This is a genomic window from Arthrobacter sp. UYCu511 (assembly GCF_040547105.1).
Classification (GTDB): Bacteria; Actinomycetota; Actinomycetes; order Actinomycetales; family Micrococcaceae; genus Specibacter; species Specibacter psychrochitiniphilus.
Genome location: NZ_JBEPPB010000002.1, coordinates 211,169 through 229,061 on the forward strand (window position 1 = coordinate 211,169; position 17,893 = coordinate 229,061).

15 protein-coding genes, 1 pseudogene and 1 riboswitch are annotated in these 17,893 nt (G+C 61.2%); of the genes and pseudogenes, 7 read left to right on the forward strand and 9 right to left on the reverse strand.

The genetic code is table 11. The annotated features are described in order from the left end of the window. Positions 1-61: 61 nt before the first annotated feature. Positions 62-1,807: an ABC transporter ATP-binding protein gene (locus ABIB48_RS04275; protein ID WP_315913990.1), complete on the reverse strand. Its 1,746-nt coding sequence runs from the start codon at positions 1,805-1,807 to the stop codon at positions 62-64. Further along, the gene (locus ABIB48_RS04280) at positions 1,807-3,606 is read right to left on the reverse strand and encodes an ABC transporter ATP-binding protein (RefSeq protein ID WP_315913989.1); all 1,800 of its coding nucleotides are present in this window, start codon (positions 3,604-3,606) and stop codon (positions 1,807-1,809) included. Before ABIB48_RS04280 ends, ABIB48_RS04275 begins: the two co-directional genes overlap by 1 nt. A 240-nt stretch (positions 3,607-3,846) precedes the next feature. Between ABIB48_RS04280 and ABIB48_RS04285 the strand changes: the two genes are divergently transcribed. Next, positions 3,847-4,530 (forward strand): hypothetical protein, encoded by a 684-nt coding sequence (locus tag ABIB48_RS04285; RefSeq protein WP_354212239.1) that lies wholly within the window; start codon positions 3,847-3,849, stop codon positions 4,528-4,530. Next, positions 4,527-5,141, forward strand: coding sequence for a hypothetical protein (locus tag ABIB48_RS04290; RefSeq protein WP_354212240.1), 615 nt, complete (start codon positions 4,527-4,529; stop codon positions 5,139-5,141). The genes ABIB48_RS04285 and ABIB48_RS04290 overlap by 4 nt, the downstream gene beginning before the upstream one ends. Before the next feature lie 19 nt (positions 5,142-5,160). On the opposite strand, the pseudogene ABIB48_RS04295 reads toward ABIB48_RS04290, so the two are convergent. Further along, a pseudogene (locus tag ABIB48_RS04295) lies at positions 5,161-6,148 on the reverse strand (1-aminocyclopropane-1-carboxylate deaminase). Between the two features lie 12 nt (positions 6,149-6,160). Between ABIB48_RS04295 and ABIB48_RS04300 the strand changes: the two are divergent. Next, positions 6,161-6,829, forward strand: coding sequence for a GntR family transcriptional regulator (locus tag ABIB48_RS04300; protein ID WP_354212241.1), 669 nt, complete (start codon positions 6,161-6,163; stop codon positions 6,827-6,829). A 114-nt stretch (positions 6,830-6,943) separates the two neighbouring features. Here ABIB48_RS04300 and ABIB48_RS04305 read toward each other — a convergent pair whose 3' ends face one another. Further along, the gene (locus ABIB48_RS04305; protein WP_354212242.1) at positions 6,944-7,486 is read right to left on the reverse strand and encodes an OsmC family protein; all 543 of its coding nucleotides are present in this window, start codon (positions 7,484-7,486) and stop codon (positions 6,944-6,946) included. A 37-nt stretch (positions 7,487-7,523) separates the two neighbouring features. Beyond that, a riboswitch (SAM riboswitch) is annotated at positions 7,524-7,642 on the reverse strand. A 256-nt stretch (positions 7,643-7,898) separates the two neighbouring features. Here ABIB48_RS04305 and ABIB48_RS04310 point away from each other — a divergent pair. The 3 genes from ABIB48_RS04310 to ABIB48_RS04320 all read left to right on the forward strand — a co-directional run bounded on the left by ABIB48_RS04310 (position 7,899) and on the right by ABIB48_RS04320 (position 11,967). Next, positions 7,899-9,536 (forward strand): ABC-F family ATP-binding cassette domain-containing protein, encoded by a 1,638-nt coding sequence (locus ABIB48_RS04310; protein WP_354212243.1) that lies wholly within the window; start codon positions 7,899-7,901, stop codon positions 9,534-9,536. Positions 9,537-9,978: 442 nt separating this feature from the next. Continuing rightward, positions 9,979-11,379, forward strand: coding sequence for a trimethylamine monooxygenase (locus ABIB48_RS04315; protein WP_354212244.1), 1,401 nt, complete (start codon positions 9,979-9,981; stop codon positions 11,377-11,379). A 126-nt stretch (positions 11,380-11,505) separates the two neighbouring features. Further along, complete coding sequence (locus tag ABIB48_RS04320) at positions 11,506-11,967, forward strand: hypothetical protein (protein ID WP_354212245.1); 462 nt, start codon at positions 11,506-11,508, stop codon at positions 11,965-11,967. Between the two features lie 144 nt (positions 11,968-12,111). Here the strand turns inward: ABIB48_RS04320 and ccsB are convergent, their stop codons facing one another. The 5 genes from ccsB to ABIB48_RS04345 all read right to left on the reverse strand — a co-directional run bounded on the left by ccsB (position 12,112) and on the right by ABIB48_RS04345 (position 17,056). Next, positions 12,112-13,215: a c-type cytochrome biogenesis protein CcsB gene (gene ccsB / locus ABIB48_RS04325; RefSeq protein WP_354212246.1), complete on the reverse strand. Its 1,104-nt coding sequence runs from the start codon at positions 13,213-13,215 to the stop codon at positions 12,112-12,114. Further along, the gene (resB, locus tag ABIB48_RS04330) at positions 13,215-14,921 is read right to left on the reverse strand and encodes a cytochrome c biogenesis protein ResB (protein WP_354212247.1); all 1,707 of its coding nucleotides are present in this window, start codon (positions 14,919-14,921) and stop codon (positions 13,215-13,217) included. The genes ccsB and resB overlap by 1 nt, the downstream gene beginning before the upstream one ends. Then, on the reverse strand, positions 14,921-15,676 hold the full coding sequence (locus tag ABIB48_RS04335; protein WP_110105119.1) for a cytochrome c biogenesis CcdA family protein: 756 nt from the start codon (positions 15,674-15,676) through the stop codon (positions 14,921-14,923). Before ABIB48_RS04335 ends, resB begins: the two co-directional genes overlap by 1 nt. A gap of 15 nt (positions 15,677-15,691) precedes the next feature. Beyond that, positions 15,692-16,279 (reverse strand): TlpA family protein disulfide reductase, encoded by a 588-nt coding sequence (locus tag ABIB48_RS04340; protein ID WP_179442507.1) that lies wholly within the window; start codon positions 16,277-16,279, stop codon positions 15,692-15,694. A gap of 111 nt (positions 16,280-16,390) precedes the next feature. Next, positions 16,391-17,056: a histidine phosphatase family protein gene (locus ABIB48_RS04345; protein WP_315913980.1), complete on the reverse strand. Its 666-nt coding sequence runs from the start codon at positions 17,054-17,056 to the stop codon at positions 16,391-16,393. A gap of 159 nt (positions 17,057-17,215) precedes the next feature. Between ABIB48_RS04345 and ABIB48_RS04350 the strand changes: the two genes are divergently transcribed. Further along, positions 17,216-17,773, forward strand: a complete 558-nt coding sequence (locus ABIB48_RS04350) for a YceI family protein (protein WP_315913979.1) — start codon at positions 17,216-17,218, stop codon at positions 17,771-17,773. Positions 17,774-17,893 lie beyond the last annotated feature (120 nt).

Below are 17,893 nucleotides of genomic sequence, written 5' to 3' on the forward strand. Positions count from 1 at the left end.
GTCAGCTGGCCCAACACGCCCCTCTTTGAACGTTACGCTTATTTCGCCGCGCAGAACAGGCTCAAATGTCCTGCCGCCACGAGTTCCACAACGCCGCATATGAGCCATTCTGTGCCAGCAGTTCGTCGTGCGGGCCCAGCTCCGTGATGCGCCCCTTTTCCACGACGGCGACCCGGTCGGCGTCGTGCGCGGTGTGCAGCCGGTGCGCGATCGCCACTACCGTACGCCCCTGAAGCACTGCACTGAGGGAGAACTCCAGATCCCTAGCGGCCTGCGGGTCAATCAGCGAGGTGGCCTCGTCCAGCACCAGCGTGTGCGGGTCCGCCAGTACCAGCCGGGCCAGCGCCAACTCCTGCGCCTGAGCAGGCGTGAGCGAATGCGACCCTGAGCCCACCTCGGTGGCCAGCCCTTTGGGGAGGGCGCGCACCCAAGCCAGGGATCCGACGTCGGACAGGGCCTTTTCAATCTCGGCATCAGTTGCGTCGGCCTTCCCCAGACGGACGTTGTCGGCCAGCGTGCCCACGAACACGTGGTGCTCCTGCGTGACCAGGGCCACCTCGCCGCGCAGCTCATCCAGCGGTCGATCCATGAGTGGCACCCCGCCCACCGTGACGGAGCCGGCCGTGGGCCCATTGATACCAGCGAGCAGCCGCCCCAGCGTGGACTTTCCCGCGCCGGAAGGACCCACCATGGCCAGCCGCTCGCCAGGACGGAGTGTGAGGTCAATGTTGTGCAGCACGTCGTGGCCTTCGCGGTAGGCGAAGCGGGCCTGCTCCACCAGGATTTGTTCATCGGTGGGCACAGCATCCGTTGCGGTACGGTCCGGCGCCACGTTGCGGATGCCCACAATGCGGGCCAGAGATGAGGCGCCCACCTGAATCTCGTCAATCCACATGATGAGCGTGTCCACGGGGTCGATCAACTGCAACGCGTACAACGCCACTGTGGCTACCATGCCCGTGCTGACCTGTCCCTGCGAGGCGAGCCAGCCGCCCCACAAAAGCACTGCCGCAACGGGCAGCCAAAAGGAAAATTCGGCCGCCGGAAATAGCACCGTGCGCAGGCCCAGCGTGTACTTTTCCCGTTCAAAGCAGTTGCGCAGGGCCGCGTCAATCCGGTGGCGGCGGTTGGCGCCAAGACTCAGCGCATCCACCGTGCGGGCACCCTCAATGGTTTCGGTAACGGCACCATTGAGCCCGGCGTAGCTTTCGCGTTCCAACAGGTACCCCGGCGTGGCTCGCTTGAGATACCAGCGAGTCACGGGCACCAGCAGCGGCACGCCCACCAGTAGGGCCACGGCCAGGATGGGGCTCGTCAACACTGCCGCGGCCGCCGTCAGCACGATGGACGCGACCGAGACAAGCACCTGCGGCACACCGAAGCGGACAGTGTGGGAGACCGCGTCAACGTCGTTGGTGGTGCGCGAGACCAGGTCGCCGGTGCCGGCCCGTTCCACCGTGGAGAGCGGCAGAGACGTGACCTGCTCCATAAATTCCTCACGGAGTTGCGCGAACACTTTCTCGCCCAGCATCATGCCCTTGCGCCGGGCCCAGCGCGCCAGCACGGTCTGGATGAGTACGAACCCGCCCAGGGTCAACGCCACCATGGCCACAAAGCCGGTAGTGGTGCCTGCCGTGACCGCATCCACGAGCCGCCCCAACAGGAACGGTCCGGCCAGACCGGCAATTGCGGCCACACCATAAAGACTAACGACGCCGGCCAGCGGCTTTTTGTGCAACCGCATCAACCGCAGGCCCTCGGCCTTGACCTGGGCGGAGTCCGCCACAGGCAACATTGTCTCTGTCATTACTTCTCCCCCTCGGTGGCGGTGCTGTGGTTGGCGTTGGCGGCTACTGCTGCTTCGGTGTGGCCTTGACCGTTCATGCCCTCACCACGGACCACCACCTTGCGGTATTCCGGGACAGTGTCCAGCAGGTGCCGGTGTGTGCCCTGAGCCTGCAGCTTGCCGTGCTTCAGAAAAGCCACAGTGTCCATGGCGCCCAGCAGCAGCGGGCTGGCCGTCACCACAAGTGTGGTGTGCGCAGCGGAACCGCGGCTTTTGCCCAGCGCCCCTGCTATCCGTTGTTCGGTATGTGCATCGACGGCGCTGGTTGGTTCAATGAGCACCAGCACCTCCGCTTCGGTCAGCACAGCACGAGCCAAGGCCAGTCTCTGGCGCTGGCCGCCGGAAAAGCTGCGCCCCTTTTCCGTGACTTCCGCGTCTAGGCCCTGCTCCAGACCATCAAAGACGTCCTGTGCACTGGCCACCTCAATGGCCGCCATAATCTCCGTGTCGCTGTGCCGGCCGTCCGGGTCTAGCTCCTCGCGGAGAGTGCCGGTGAACAACTGCGGTTCGGCGTCGGAGACCACAATGCGGGAGCGCACCTCACGCAGCGGCATCAGGTGCAGGGCCTCGCTGCCCCACTGCACCACAGCCTCACGCAGCACTGCGTCCTCAAAACGGCCCAACCGCCGGGCCAGCTCAGCGGCTGCGGCGGGGTCCTCCGAAACAATCGCGCTCATCCCACCCGGGGCAACCACCACTCCTGAAACCGAGTCGAGCAAAGCGCTCGGTGCGGCCGGGGCTGGGACTGTTGTCTCGGCGTCGTGCACGGCTGAAGGGGTGGCCAGCACATCGATGATGCGGCGGGCACCGACCTGGGCACGGATGAGGCGGGAGACGGCGTCAGCGGCGGTGCGGATGGGCGAGACCAGGAAGACCGCGTAACCGTAGAGGGCCACGAGCTGGCCGGCCTCGATCTGCCCGGTCACGGCCTGTACCGCGCCGATCCAGGTGAAAGCGACACTGAAAATTCCAACGACGAAGACCTGGGCGGCGTCGAGGTCGGCCAGGGACCAGGCCACCTTGTTGCCGGCGAGCTGAGTTTCCCGGGAACGCTCGCGGTAACGCTGGACGAAGATGTGCTCGCCACCAATACCTCGCAAAACGCGCAGGCCGGCCACGGTGTCAGCGCCCAATGCCGTCATTTTTCCGGCCGCTTCACGTTGGTCTTTTTGGCGACGTTGGAGGGGGCGGATCACGAACAACATCCCGGCACCGCACAGCGGCACGCCCACCAGGACCACCAGTCCCAGCTGCCAGGAGGACTGGAAGACAAGGTAGGAGACCAGCAGGTATCCCACAACGGAGCCGGCCAGGCGTGCGGCGACGTCAAAAATCTCGCCAATGCGCATGGCGTCGGAGGCACACGTGGAGACCACCTCGCCGGTGGAGAACTTTTGCGGGAGAGCGTCGCCGCTGCGGGTGACCTTGTGGCCAACAATCTGGGCGGACCGGAAGGCCGCCTGCATCCAGTTGCTCATAGCGGCGCGGTGACGCAGCGTGGCGGAGATTGACTGGATGATGGTCAAGCCCACCAGCAGGCCCACCCAGAAGGAGAGACGGCCGAAGTTGCCCGGCAGGATGCCCTGGTCGATGGCTTGGCCCAGAATGTATGGCGTCAGGGCCTGGCACACCGTCCAGATGGAACCGTACAGAATGCCGAGCAGGAGGGTTCCTCGTTGGGCGCCAGCCAGCCACAAAAGATAGCGTGAGGGTGAACGGAGATCGGGTTTTCCGGCGGATTTGTAAGGGAATGAACGCACTGCGGCCTTCTATCGAATTCAGGGGTTGGTGGGCTACGAAGACGCGATCCAGCACGCCGCGGCAGCTTGCTGCGGGCGGTGCGATCTGCGTGTCTGTGTTCTCTACCTCACAGTTATTGACCCTAGTGCACACAGGAGTCATGGACCAAGTGAAATCTTGCAGCTTGTGGAGCCTCCGGTATTTTGTGCCGGGCCGCACTGCCCTCCGATAGCATCACGGGACAGGGTCCATGATCGGAGATGACAATTCACGCACCTCAGGAACGCCATATTCGCGCCGTTTCCGAGTTTCACCGGGAGAAACGCAGCCAGCGACGGCAAATTCTTACGTTGCTGTTCTTAGGCTTGCTCCTGTGTTTAATGATCCTGCAAATCCATCACCCCCTTGACAAGGGGCGCATTGCCTCGTTTGGCGATCTCAACATGGTGTGGGGACGTCTCCTCGAGCGGTTGCTGGCACCTTTCACCAGTCCGGGGACCTTTGAATTTAGCATTGATGCCCTTGGGTGGATCCTTGGCGCCACGGCAACCACGCTGGTTGCTTTGGTCTTTAGCGGCCGTAGCCCCTTGGGTATGGCCAATGAATCCCAGGTTATGGCACTGGAGGAGCTACTGGAGCTCCTGACGCTATTGGTTGGCATTGCCGCCGCCGCAACCATGTGGATGGCGTTGCACAACGTCTTCTTCCTGCCCTCTGCCCCTGATTCCGGGCCTGAGTTCTTCCTTGGCATGCTCTCGTTGATGCTGGTTATTTTCTCCGTGGTCCGCCAGCGTGACACGGCAGTACAACGAGATATTGATGAGTTCCACCTGACCACCTCCATGCGGCTGCGCATTCAGCGGTGGGAACGGATGTGGGGCATTTCCACACACAACCGGATCCGGGTGGATGGGCGCAAGATCACCGGGCTGGTGGCCTGGTGAGCCTTGCCGGGCTACTCATCACCTTGGTTTCGTTGTTCTGGCACAGTGAGCTCACGCCCGTGCGGGTCCTGCTCTCGGCACTGGCACTGACCCTGCTGGTAGTTGTGAGCGCTGCACTATCCGCTCTGGCAGTGTCCTTGTACCGCAGCAATCCGCGCCCAGGCGTGGGGCTGGCGTACGCCTCAGTACTGCTGGTGGTGGTGGCGTTGGCAGTGGTCAGCCCGCTTGTTGTGGCCGCATGGCAGAACAACAAGGTGTTACTGGCCTTGCTCAGCTACTTCATTTGGCTGGGACCAGCCCTGTTCCTCATTTTCCGCAAGCCCCAGTCCGCCCACATGTCCCCTCTCGAATTCAAGCTCTCCGCCCGGCCCAAAAAACGCGTACCCCACGGCCTGATCGCCATTTTCGACGGCGCCCGTGAGGCAGCGTACTGGGTGGAGCTGACCATGGAGGCCAGGCGGCAGCTGCACTACCAGACTAAGCTAGCCCGCTTTGAGCTGGCACAGGCCACCGCCCTCGCCGCGGAGGCAGAGCCTGCCAGAGGCGCTCCGATTCCAGGGCCGGAAGCCCCTGGCTCTGAACGGGAAGCCCCGAGCGCTGAGGAATCCTGACCCTGTCCGCTAATGTTCTTTAGCGAAACAGTCCGCTGTAGGCATTCAACGCCAGCTGTCCGCCCGAATGCGCGTAGAGGACGTTGCTGCTGGAAGGAATGTCCTTGCTGCGGACAAGGTCAATCAACCCAGCCATGGATTTTCCTTCATACACAGGGTCGATGATCATGCTTTCAAGGGATCCGGTGAGTTTTATGGCCTCGGGCGTGGATTCCACAGGGATGCCAGAGTGGTTGCCGGCCCAGCCTTGCAAGACAGTGGTCTCGTCGTCACGGATCTTCCTGTCCAAGTCCATCAGCTCAGCTGTGTGACGGGCGATCCGGGCCACCTGAGCGCGAGTCTTTTCAATGGTGGCTGAGGCGTCAATGCCGATGACGCGCCGCGGCCTGTCTTGTCCCGCAAATCCAGCGATCATGCCTGCGTGGGTGGAGGCGGTAACGGTGCAGAGCACAATCGTGTCGAAGAAGACACCTAGTTCCTTCTCCTGCTGCTCCACTTCATAGGCCCAGTTAGCAAAGCCCAGCCCGCCCAAGTGATGTTCGGAGGCGCCTGCCGGGATGGGATAGGGCTTGCCCTGGCATCTTCGACGTCCTTGATGGCTTGTTCCCAGCTGCTACGGATGCCAATGTCGAACCCAGCTGCATCGAGGTGGACGTCGGCACCCATGATGCGCGAAAGCTCAATATTGCCTACCCGGTTGGATAGCGGGTCCGGTCAGTCCACCCAGTTTTCCTGCACGAGACGGGCTTTCACACCCGGCTTGCAGCCACTGCCGCCACCTGACGGGTGTGATTCGACTGATATCCGCTGATGGAGACGAGCGTGTCAGCTCCTTGGGCAATGGTGTCCGGAACAATGTAGTCGAGTTTGCGGGTCTTATTGCCACCAAAAGCCAGACCACTGTTGACATCCTCACGTTTGGCCCAAATCCTCGCGCCGCCGGGATGTTTGCTCAGACGCGCCAACTCGTGGACGGGGCTGCGGCCAAACTCCACCTGGGACGATATATCCTATGTTGCATGCCGACTCCTCCGCCCCAGGGAATTCACAAGCGCTCCCTGCTTCGTAATGACGTGTACGATTCCATCCGCGACGCCATCGTCAATGGCACCTTCGCTCCGGGCGAGCGCCTGCGGGATCCGGAGCTAGAGGCATGGTTGGGCGTGAGTCGAACCCCTATCCGGGAGGCTCTGCTCCGGCTTGAGCGGGCCGGGCTGATTATTGCCCAGCCGGGCCGGGCCACCATCGTCGCCCCGCTTGATGCCGCCTCCACCGTGAATGCGCAGCAGGTAGTCGCGGCCATGCACGAGCTGGCGGCGCGGCTGGCAGTTCCCCTGCTGAGCGAGCAGGACCTTGCCACCATGACCGCTGCCAACGTGCGCTTTGCCGCCGCCATCAAGAAGAACGACGCCGATGCCGCCTTGGCTGCCGATGACCAGTTCCATGCCGTTCTCGTTGGTGCGTGCGGAAATGACATGGTGCCAACCATGCTGGACCAGGCCATGCCACTGTTGCGGAGAGTGGAGCGTCAACGGTTCAGTTCCCACGATGCGCAGCATTCGGTCAGTGCGCATGCGGACATCATCAAACTTGCCACTGCGGGCGACGCCGACGGCGCAGCACTGGCCACACGTGCGAACTGGCTGGCTCTCGGCATCCAAGCAGTCGCCGAAGAAACTACAGCTTGAGTGTTGTGGGCTACTTGCCTGCGCCGCACCACCGTGTCGAATCGTTAGGCTTCATCCTCGAACACATGCGGTGCGGCGTCCTCGGCGTTGACGCTGCTCAGGATTTAGTGATGTCTAAGCCTTCGTGACGACTGCGCTGACAGGCGTGGTGTGGCTTAACAGGTCTTGGACAGGGCAGCGTGCTTCAACAATGCGGCCGAGCTCTTCGTAGCGTTCCTGCGATTCAGGTCCCGTGATGCTTACGGCTAGGCGGATGTCGCTGAAGCCGGGACGGATTGACTCATCGATCCCGAACAAGCCACGGACGTCCAGATCACCTTCGGCCTTGATGGTGATGTCATCGAGCTGGATACCCAGTTGCTCCGCGTAGAGGCGGTACACCACAACTTGGCAGGCGATGACGGCACCGAGTGCGAATTCCACGGGACTGGCTGCGGCATCGTCCCCAGCAAGTGCGGCAGGTTCGTCGACGAGGAATTGGTGTTTGCCGGCGCTGATGCGCGTGGCCACCGAGCCAACCCCCACGCCGGCGGCTGTGTACGTGAGCTTCGCATTGTCCGGACTGGCTCCGATGCGCTTGGCCCAGGCTGCGCCGGCTTCGCCAAGGCGCGCCGATCGCTGTGCTGCGTCGTCAATAGTTACAGTGGTCTCAGTCATGATGTCTCCATTCAGGGGAACGCAAGTGCCAGGCACCGCGCCATACTTACGCCCGCGGCAGCTGCCGGCGGCGTCGAATCCTCACCTGGGGCACCCCACTATGGTTGCGAGGGTTGCCGTCCAGTCGGCCAGGGCCTCTGACTGGAACTCTTGATTCTGTCCACTAGATTGCCCTGACAGAGGGCCTCAAGCAACCTTGCCGTCACACACGGCAACATTTCGGCGGCTTCCCCGAATCGGTCCGTGAGAAAAAGTCGCTTAACTCAGTTCTAAACGACCTTTTCTCACGGACCGATGGGAGATGCACAATGGAGGCGCGGTTGAAGGCGGGGACGGGTGGGAGCGGGTGCGCCGGGACCCCGGCAGCACAAAAACGTCCGGGCGGCGCAAGGAAGCGACTTAAGATGGATGCATGAGCGCAACACTTGTCGCGAAGGACCTTTCCGGAGGCCACGCACACCGCACCCTTTTCAGTAACCTCTCCTTCACTGTGGCCCCGGGCGACGTCATAGGCGTGGTGGGTGCCAATGGTGCCGGCAAGTCAACACTTTTGGCTCTCCTCGCGGGCGCCACCACCCCGCAGGGCGGCACCGTCAGCACTGCCCCACAAGACGCCTTCGTCGGCTGGCTGCCGCAGGAACATGAGCGGATCGAGGGCGAAAGCATCGCCGCCTACATTGGCCGGCGCACCGGTTGCACCCAGGCCACGGAGGAGATGGAATCATCCGCAGAAGCACTAGGCTCCGGCAACTGCGCCGACGATGACCGCTACGCCGCAGCCCTGGACCACTGGCTCGCCTGCGGTGCCGCAGACGTGGATGAACGCATCCCGGCCACCCTGGCCGAGCTCGGCTTGGACCTCACTCCCAGCACCCCCATGACAGGGCTCTCCGGCGGGCAGGCCGCCCGCGTGGCGTTGGCCGCGCTCCTGCTGAGCCGCTTCGACATAGTACTTCTGGATGAACCCACCAATGATCTGGACCTGGCGGGACTGGCCCGGCTGGAAGAGTTCGTCAGGGGTCTGCGCGGCGGCGTGGTCCTCGTCTCGCATGACCGCGAGTTCCTGGCCCGCACCATCACCTCCGTAGTGGAGCTGGACCAGGCGCAGAACAAGGTGGCCGTGTATGACGGCGGTTACGACTCCTTCTTGGAAGAACGTGCCATTGCAAAGCGCCACGCCCGCGAAGCCTATGACGAGTTCGCGGACAAGAAGGCGGACCTCGTGGGGCGCGCCCGAGTCCAGCGCGAGTGGAGCTCGCAGGGTGTACGCAACGCCATGAAAAAAGCCCCCGACAATGACAAGATTCGGCGCAAGGCCGCCAGTGAATCCAGTGAGAAGCAGGCGCAGAAGGTGCGCCAGATGGAGTCCCGGATCGCCCGCCTGGACGAGGTTGAGGAGCCACGCAAGGAGTGGGCCCTCCAATTCAGCATTGGCGCAGCACCCCGCTCAAGCACCGTGGTCTCTACGCTTAACGCTGCGGTGGTGCGCCAGGGCAGCTTCACCCTGGGGCCGGTGACTGCACAGGTGAACGCTGGAGAACGCATAGGCATCACCGGCCCCAACGGCGCCGGCAAGTCCACCCTGTTGCGGCTGTTGCTGGGCCGCATTTCCCCGAATGACGGTGTTGCCTCCCTGGGCGCGAATGTTGCCATCGGGGAGATTGACCAGGCGCGCAGCCAATTCCCAGAACAGGCTCCGCTAGGAGAGGGCTTCGAGGCGCTCGTGCCGGAACTGAATCAGGGCGAGGTGCGTACCCTTTTGGCTAAGTTTGGGCTGAAAGCTGACCAGGTGACAAGCCCGGTGGGTGCGCTCTCTCCCGGCGAACGCACCCGCGCATCGTTGGCACTTTTGCAGGCCCGCGGCGTGAACGTATTGGTGCTAGATGAGCCCACCAACCATTTGGACCTGCCAGCCATCGAGCAACTCGAGGAAGCGCTGGAGAGCTACGAAGGCACGCTGCTCCTGGTCACCCACGACCGCCGGCTCCTTGAAAACGTGCGCTTGGACTCCCGGTGGATGGTGGAGAACGGCCAGCTACAAGAGCTTTAAGGCATCAAGCAACGTTCCATAAGGGTCTGCACAATCAAAGGATTGCGCAGACCCTTTGCCGTTTCGCGGAGCCCACAGAAACAAAGCATTAGAAGTACTTACTAATCAGTACGCTTTGACTTATTATCCCTAAAATGTTGCAATAGGTAACAAGTTTGCTGCACTTTTTGGATCTGCAGCAGGCTGCTTTTCGAATCCTGGTGCACTCCTTGTACCTCACACAGGTTCCGGACAACGCCTTCCGCGTGTAAGTTCCGCCAGAACCACGGGCGGCCATCCGCCTGGTCTTTTGCCGCAGCAAGTCTGCCGCCCGCGCACTTAGCGCCTTGATGCTCCGCCACGGGAGCGCCGATCACGGCCCGCCCGTTCATGCTGTTGAGCTATGGATTCGAAGCGTCTGGTGACACGAGGACAAAATGATCCAAATAATGAGGAGAAAAGCATGACATTGCGAGTCGGAATCATTGGAGCAGGCCCCAGCGGCATGGCACAGTTGCGTGCCTTTGACTCAGCAAGCCAGAACGGCGCTGACATCCCGGAGATCATGTGCTTTGAGAAGCAAAGCGACTGGGGCGGCCAGTGGAACAGCAGTTGGCGCACTGGCTTGGATGAACACGGTGAACCCGTGCACTCGAGCATGTACCGCCACCTGTGGTCCAACGGCCCGAAGGAATGCCTGGAATTCTCCGACTACTCCTTCGACGAACACTTTGGCCGCGCCATCTCCTCTTTCCCGCCCCGCGAGGTCCTCTTCGATTACATCAAGGGCCGTGTTGAAAAGTCAGATGTGCGCAAATACGTCCAGTTCAATACTGTTGCCCGGCACACCAGCTACAACCAGGACACACAGGAATTCACGTTGACGGTGGAGAACCTGATCACCGGCGTCACCACCGATCATGTCTTTGACAAGCTCGTGGTCTCCTCCGGCCATTTCTCCACCCCCACCGTCCCCGAGTTCAAGGGCATTGGCTCTTTCCCCGGCGAGGTCCTGCACGCCCACGATTTTCGCGGCGCAGAGCGCTTTAGCGGCAAGAATATGCTGCTGATTGGCGCCAGCTACTCCGCGGAGGACATTGGCATGCAGGCCCACAAGATGGGCGCCGCCTCGATTACTTTTAGCTACCGCAGCAACCCCATGGGCTTCGACTGGCCCGAGAACACTGTGGAGCGCCCGCTCGTAACCGAATTCGAGGGTAAAATCGCCCACTTCTCCGACGGCACCTGCGGCGAGTTTGACGCCGTCGTGCTGTGCACCGGATACCAGCACAAGTACCCGTTCCTGCCCAGCGATCTGTCACTGACGTCCAAGAATGTGCTCTACCCGGGGAATCTCTACAAGGGCGTGGTGTGGCAGGAGAACACCAACCTGTTTTACCTTGGCGCGCAGGATCAGTACTACACGTTCAACATGTTTGACGCGCAGGCATGGTTTGCCCGCGACGTCATGACGGGCGCCATCGAGCTGCCGTCTCTAGCCCAGCGCGAGGCAGATATTCAGCTGTGGCTGGAACGTCAGGCTGCCTTGGCGGATCACAATGCCGAAGCGGATTTCCAGTCGGACTACCTGCGTGAGCTCATTGCCGCAACGGACTACCCGCCGTTTGATCTGCACGCCGTTTCGCAGCTGTTCAAGGACTGGATGCACCACAAGGAAACCGACATCCTGGGCTACCGGGACATGATTCACCAATCCGTGGTCACCGGCACCATGGCCACCAAGCACCACACCCGGTGGATCAATGCCATGGATGATTCGCTGGACCGCTACCTTAATGGCCCGTCGCAAGATGTGGACACCGGCACCCTGACCGCCCTGACCAGCGAGTTCAGCGCGAAGTAGTTTCACACCAAAGTTTCACGTCGTGGGCCGGGGCAGCTGCCCCGGCCCACTTTTGCTGGACTATTGACAAGTTGTGTCGTGAAGCGCAATCTAAAAACATAGATCACGTTTTTAGATGGAGGAGTCATGGCAACACATTCAATTCCCGCCCCGTCCAGTGGTTGGAGCTCCCAGACACTGGCACGCGTCAAGGCCGAGCCCGCTTATGGGGCTTTCCTGCTCTTGTGGGTTGGCTTCATCGCCATCCCGCTGATCATGGGCGTGGACAAATTCTTCAATGTCTTAACCCATTGGGAAAACTACCTGGCACCATGGATCGAGAACGTCTCCCCGTTCAGCGCCCACGGCACCATGATGGCGATTGGCGTGGTGGAGATCATTGCAGCAATTGCCATGATCCTGCGCCCACGGTACGCCGCCTACATTGTGGCGCTCTGGCTGGCAGGCATTATCGTCAACCTGCTCACTTACTCAGGCTTCTACGACGTGGCTCTGCGCGATTTTGGCCTCATGGTGGCCGCTATAGCGCTGGCACTACTGGCCCGCACCTACACCAAGCCCGGCTTCCGCCAAGGCGGCATGAAGTAGTTTCACGCTGAAGTTCACCTGCGTGTGACCCTGCCCCGAACCTGCACACCGTTAAAGGCCAAATGGTGCGCCACTGTTGAAGTGGCACACCATTCGGGGTCAAACAGTACACAGGATCAAACTGTACGCGGGGGCGCTAACGTCTTAGCTACCCACACCGGCGTAGGAGTGCAGGCCGGAGAAGTACACGTTCACAATAGTGAAGTTGAAGACCACGCACAGGTAGCCAACAATGGACAGCCAGGCCGCACGGGTTCCGGTCCAGCCCTTGGTTGCCCGGGCGTGCAGGTAACCGGCGTAGACAACCCAGATCACGAACGTCCAGACTTCCTTGGTGTCCCAGCCCCAGAAGCGGCCCCATGCCTTTTCGGCCCAGATGGAGCCGAACATCAGCGTCAGTGTCCAGCCAACAAACGCAATGCCGTTGATGCGGTAAGAAAGGTTCTCCAGACTCAGCGCGTTCGGCACCAGGCGCATGACGTGGAACTTATCCGGCTTGCCCGAGGCGATAGAGGCCTCGCGCCGAGACTGGAAGAGTTGCAGCACGGACATGGCAAAGGTGAGGGTGAAGAACGCCGAGGACAGAACCGCAATGGAGACGTGAATAACCAGCCAGTAGCTCTGAAGTGCCGGAACCAAGTGCCCAACAGGTGTCCAGAACGCCACGGACGCGGCCACCACCATCACCAGCACCAGGCCAATGACAAAGGTCCCCAGGAACCGCAGATCGCGGCGGGTCAGAACAAGCAAAAATACTACGGCCACAGCAAAAGAGCCAGTGGTGCAGAATTCATACATATTGCCCCACGGCACACGCCCTGCCGCCAACCCGCGGAAGAGCACAGCAAAGCCCTGAACCACGGCGGCCAGTATGGTCAGTGCCACGGCTACCCGGGCTACAACGCGCCGCTCCTTGCCGTAGCGCATGGAGTCCCCGGCCGTGACGCCGTCAGTCCCTGCATGGGTCTTGGAGCTGGGACGCACACCGCGGTCCTGTGGACCGGCACCAAGATCCTGGCCTGCGGAACCGCGAGCCGCACCTGAACCCACACCGGCCAGGACGGCGTCCTTCTCCACACCGGCAGCGACGGCCGTGGCACGGGTGTCGGCTGCGAGGCCACGCTTGGCTGCCTGGCTAAAAGTAAACAGATCCCACGCATAGGCGCAAAAAGCCACTGCATACGCCAGACCGGCCAGCAGCATGAGCCTCTCGCTCAGCAGGGCGAAGCTTTGATTGATCTCTGGCATTACTGGTCCTTACTTGCCGCAGTGACGCTCTGTGCGGAGTCGTTGATTATTATCTGATCATCATCATTTTGCCCTGCCGCGTCCATTGGCACCAGCCATTTTGCGTGCAGCGCCTTGTTGATGGCCGCATATTCTCCGGCCAATCGGTGGTCCTCGCCGCGAGCCAGCAGACCAAATTCCACCATGGTGCGCCCGTCTGGGTGGTTACCCGTGCGGACCCAGACACGGCGGCGGTTCAAGAACAAGGAGCCCATGAGGCCCGCCAACGCCAACAATGCGAATACTAGAACGTAGGCCTGACCCGGGTCGTGACGGATATCCAAGGCAGCAAATCGTTTGATGCCATCGAAGCTGATGGTGCCGTTGCCGTCGGGGAGCGTGTAGCTCTGATTTGGTTTCAGAACAATGCCGCCAGCGTCTAGGTTGCGGGAGTTGATCTCCTTCATTCCGGAAGTATCCAAGGTGAAAACGTTGCGCGGCACCCCGCTGTCCAAGCCGAGATCACCCGTGTAGGCGTTCAAGTTCAGCACCGGGTTGAAAGGGTCAGGGTCAGAGCCGAAGGCCACGCCCTCATCGTTGTAGACCGCAGTGGGCAAGAAGAAGCCAACAAAGCCCAGCTGTTTCGGTTTGGCGTCCGGAACCTTGATCACCATCAGTGAGGTGTAGGCGCCGTCGGTGGGGATGGTGATGACCGGGCCCTGGAAGGCCACATTTCCTTCGCCGTCCTTGACGGTGACAACGGGTGCATAACCGTTACCCACCAGGTAAAGGTTGGTACCACCCACAGCAACCGGCTCGTTGACTTTCAACGTCTTGGTCTTGGCTTCGGCGCCGGGACCGTCCTTGACACTCAAGGTTGCGGTGAAGTCGAGGGGCTGGCCATAGTGCGCCTCTGTTGAGCGGTCGTACTTGACCACCAGCCGGTCCAGTGTTGCCGAGTAGGGGCTCAACCGGCCCTCACCAAAGTTGGCTCCAGGAGTGAAAGTGTCGTACCCGGTGAGGGTATTGACAAACGTTTCTCCCTCCACCAGCACGCGTTGGCCGCTGTAGCCAAACAGACCGCTGAACGCGATGGCGGCCAGCACACCGATCATGGCTGTATGGAAGATTAGGTTGCCGACTTCCTTCATGAACCCGATTTCGGCACCCACTGAGGGCCGGTCCGTGTCTAAGTCACGCACGTCAACACGGTAACGGCGGGCTTTCAGTACGGCCGCAGCATCCCTGACAGCAGTTTCGGCGTCAATGCCGCTGCCGGCCGGGATGGTGACAGTGCCGTATTCTGCCAGGCGGGAAAGCCGCTTGGGGGTGCGCGGCGGCGCCGAGCGCATAGCCTTCCAATGGATTTTGGCGCGCGGCAGCACACAGCCAATCAAAGAAGTGAACAGCAGCAGGTAGATGGCCGCGAACCACGGCGAGGAGTACACGTCAAAGAGCCTGAACCAGTCCATGATGGGACCGGAACCGGGGTTGTCCTTCAGGTACTGGGTCACTTCGGCAGGGGCGGAGGGCCGCTGCGGGAAAAGGGATCCAGGCACAGCAGCAACAGCCAGCATCAACAACAAAAACAAGGCTGTGCGCATGCTGGTCAACTGACGCCAAGCCCACCGGAGCATCCCGCCGAAGCCGAGCTGCGGCAGGACCACCTCGCTGGCACCAGCCTGGGGCGCCTTGCCCTTGGGTTCTTTCACCACTGTCTCTTTCATTAGATTGGCAACCTGACTTCATTAGCGAACCAAAGCTGCAGGTCGTTGATCCAGATCCCCCACAAGCCTGACACCATCAAAACACCCAGCAGGATCAGCATGCCCCCGCCAAAATACTGGAGCCCGCGGCGGTGACTGCGGAAAAATGCGAGGGCTCCGAGCCCGCGGCGGGCACCGAGGGCAATGAGCAGGAACGGCAGTCCCAGCCCCAAACAATAAATAAAGGTCAGGAACGCACCCTTGGCCGCGTTGGGACCGTCGGAGAAGGCGAGCAATTGCACGGCACTGAAGGTGGGGCCAATGCATGGTGCCCAGCCCAATCCAAAGGTTACGCCCAAAATGGGTGCGCCCCACAAGCCGGCCGGCGGCTTGGCATGAATTTTCGCTTCGCTTTGGAACCAGCTCATCCCACCAAGGAACACCACACCCATGAGAATCACCACCACGCCCAGCACCTGGGTGACCCAGGCGGCGTCGGGCCCCATGAGCCAGGCACCCAGCTGACCGAAAACGGCCCCAATAAGCACAAACACCACGGAGAAGCCGAGCACGAATAACCCAATCCCGGCAAACATGCGGCCGCGGCGCTGGTTTTCAAGATCGGCACCTGTCAATCCGCTGACGTAGCCCAGATACCCGGGAACAAGCGGCAGCACGCACGGCGAGAGGAAGGAGACAAGGCCAGCCAACAGCGCCACCGGCATGGCCAGCAGCATGGAGCCGCTCAGAATTGTCTCGGCAAATGGATTGTTCATGAAGGAGGTTGGCCGCTATTTTTCCGTCAGCGCACTGCTGATGAGCGCCTTCAAGGTGCCCTTCTCTGCAACACCGAGGATGCGGGCGCAAACGCGGCCCAACTTATCCAACACGAGCGTGGTGGGCACCGCGGCCGGGGGCACATATTTGGTCATGGCCAGCAGCACCCCGCCGTCCTTATCCGCAACGCTGGGGTAACTGAGCCCGAAGTTACGCTCAAAGGCTTCTGCAGCGGCCTTTTCATCACGAACATTGACGCCCAGAAACTCCACATCCTGAGACTTAAAGTCCGTGTAGAGCGCTTGCAGATCAGGGGCTTCAATGCGGCAAGGCCCACAGGCCGCGTACCAAAAGTTAAGGACGGTGACTTTTCCCACAAAATCAGCTGCGTCCACCGTGCCGCCGTCAAACAAGACGCCCTTGAAGGCCACCGGATCCTTGCGGTCCGCGGCCCCGTACTCCGTGACAGAGCCGTCCCCGGCAATGTAGTTCTTGTTATCTCCGGCATTGGCCTGGTCCGCCAGAGGGTCATTTCCCGAGCAAGCGGCCAGAGCCACCGTCAAGGCTGCCCCGCCAGCGGCAAAAAGCGCCCTACGGCTCATCAAAGAAGTCACGACGCGTTTCTTTCATTTCATGGTTAAGCCATGACTGCGCGCAGACATGACATTTTGTTCTACAGTATGTCGAAAAGCTGATGGTCAGCTGTATGCCGCTCAGGCTCCGGGGGTGGTTGCAGCGCCTGGTAGTAATGCGGCAGCGGGCTCGCTGTACACAACATCGACCACATCATCGCCGTCGAACGTCAATGACGTCAGGGAGGCGAGGGTGCACTCCCGATTGCGGGGATCGTGCCACAGACGCTTGCCCTCAGCGCTGCGGCGCGTGGACCAGATGGGGAGCTGATGGCTGACCATGACGGCTTGGGCCCCGTCTCCACCAATTTCAAAAGCACGACGGCGGGCATCGCGTGCCGCCTCCAGCATGCGCTGCGCTTGGGCTGAGTATGCTTCACCCCACGAAGGCTTGAACGGGTTCACGAAGTAAGGCCAGTGCTTTGGCTTGGCCAGCTCCGCTTTACTCATAACGAGCCCCTCGAAGTGGTTCTCGGCCTCAATGATGCGCGGATCAGTCACAATCTCAAGGCCCAACGCTGCTGCCGTGGGCGCCGCCGTTTCCTGGGCTCGCGTCAGAGGCGAGGCCACCAGATAAACCGGTGCACCAGCGCCGTTCTTGGCGGCCGCCGCAAAGTGCTCCGCCACCATGACCGCCATGGCTCGTCCACGCTCAGAGAGGTGAAACTCGGGGAGCCGGCCGTAGAGGACGCCATTGGGGTTAAAAACCTCGCCGTGACGCAAAAGATGCACAGTTACTCGGGACATGTACCCAGTTTCTCAAAGTTGTTGCGGAAGGGGTTAATCCGGAGCCGAATGAATTTCATTCACTCGGGAATATTAGATGCAAACGCATGCTTATAGTCTGTGACCGGCCGCCCCACAGGTGGTTCCATTGCTTAGTCACAACCATTCAAGGAGCAGCACATGTCAGCAACAATCAGTGAATCAACCGGGCTCGCCCAGGGCCTCTGGACTCTTGATAGCTCACACAGCACCGTGGGCTTCATGGTCCGCCATGCCGGCATTTCCAAGGTTCGCGGCCAGTTCACCGAGATGGAAGGCTCCCTGAACCTCGGCCAGACACTGGCCGACGCCTCCGTCACGGCCACCATCACGGCCGCAAGCTTTAGCTCAGGTGACGCCAACCGCGACGCCCACGTCCGCGGCGCCGACTTCTTCGATGTTGATCTCTTCCCCACACTGACATTTGTCTCCACCTCCGTTTCCGGCGATGAAGAAGACTTCGAGATGACGGGGGAACTGACTATTCGGGGCATCTCCAAGACTGTGAGTTTCAAGGGCGAGTTCGGCGGCGTGGCTGTTGACGCTTTCAGCGCCACCCGCGCGGGGTTCGAAGCCAAGACCGTGATCAGCCGCAAGGAATTCGGCCTGACCTGGAACGCTGCCCTGGAAGCAGGTGGCGTGCTGGTCTCTGACAAAGTCACGATTTCCCTCGAAGTTGCCTTCGTCAAGGCTGGATAGCACCGCCTCGCAGCTGGATGCAACTGAAGCATCTGGAGCAACCTACTTTCTGGAGGTTCTCCTGCCGGTCCGAGATTTTTCGGGCCGGCATTTTGCTGCCCTCCCCATGCGCGGATACTC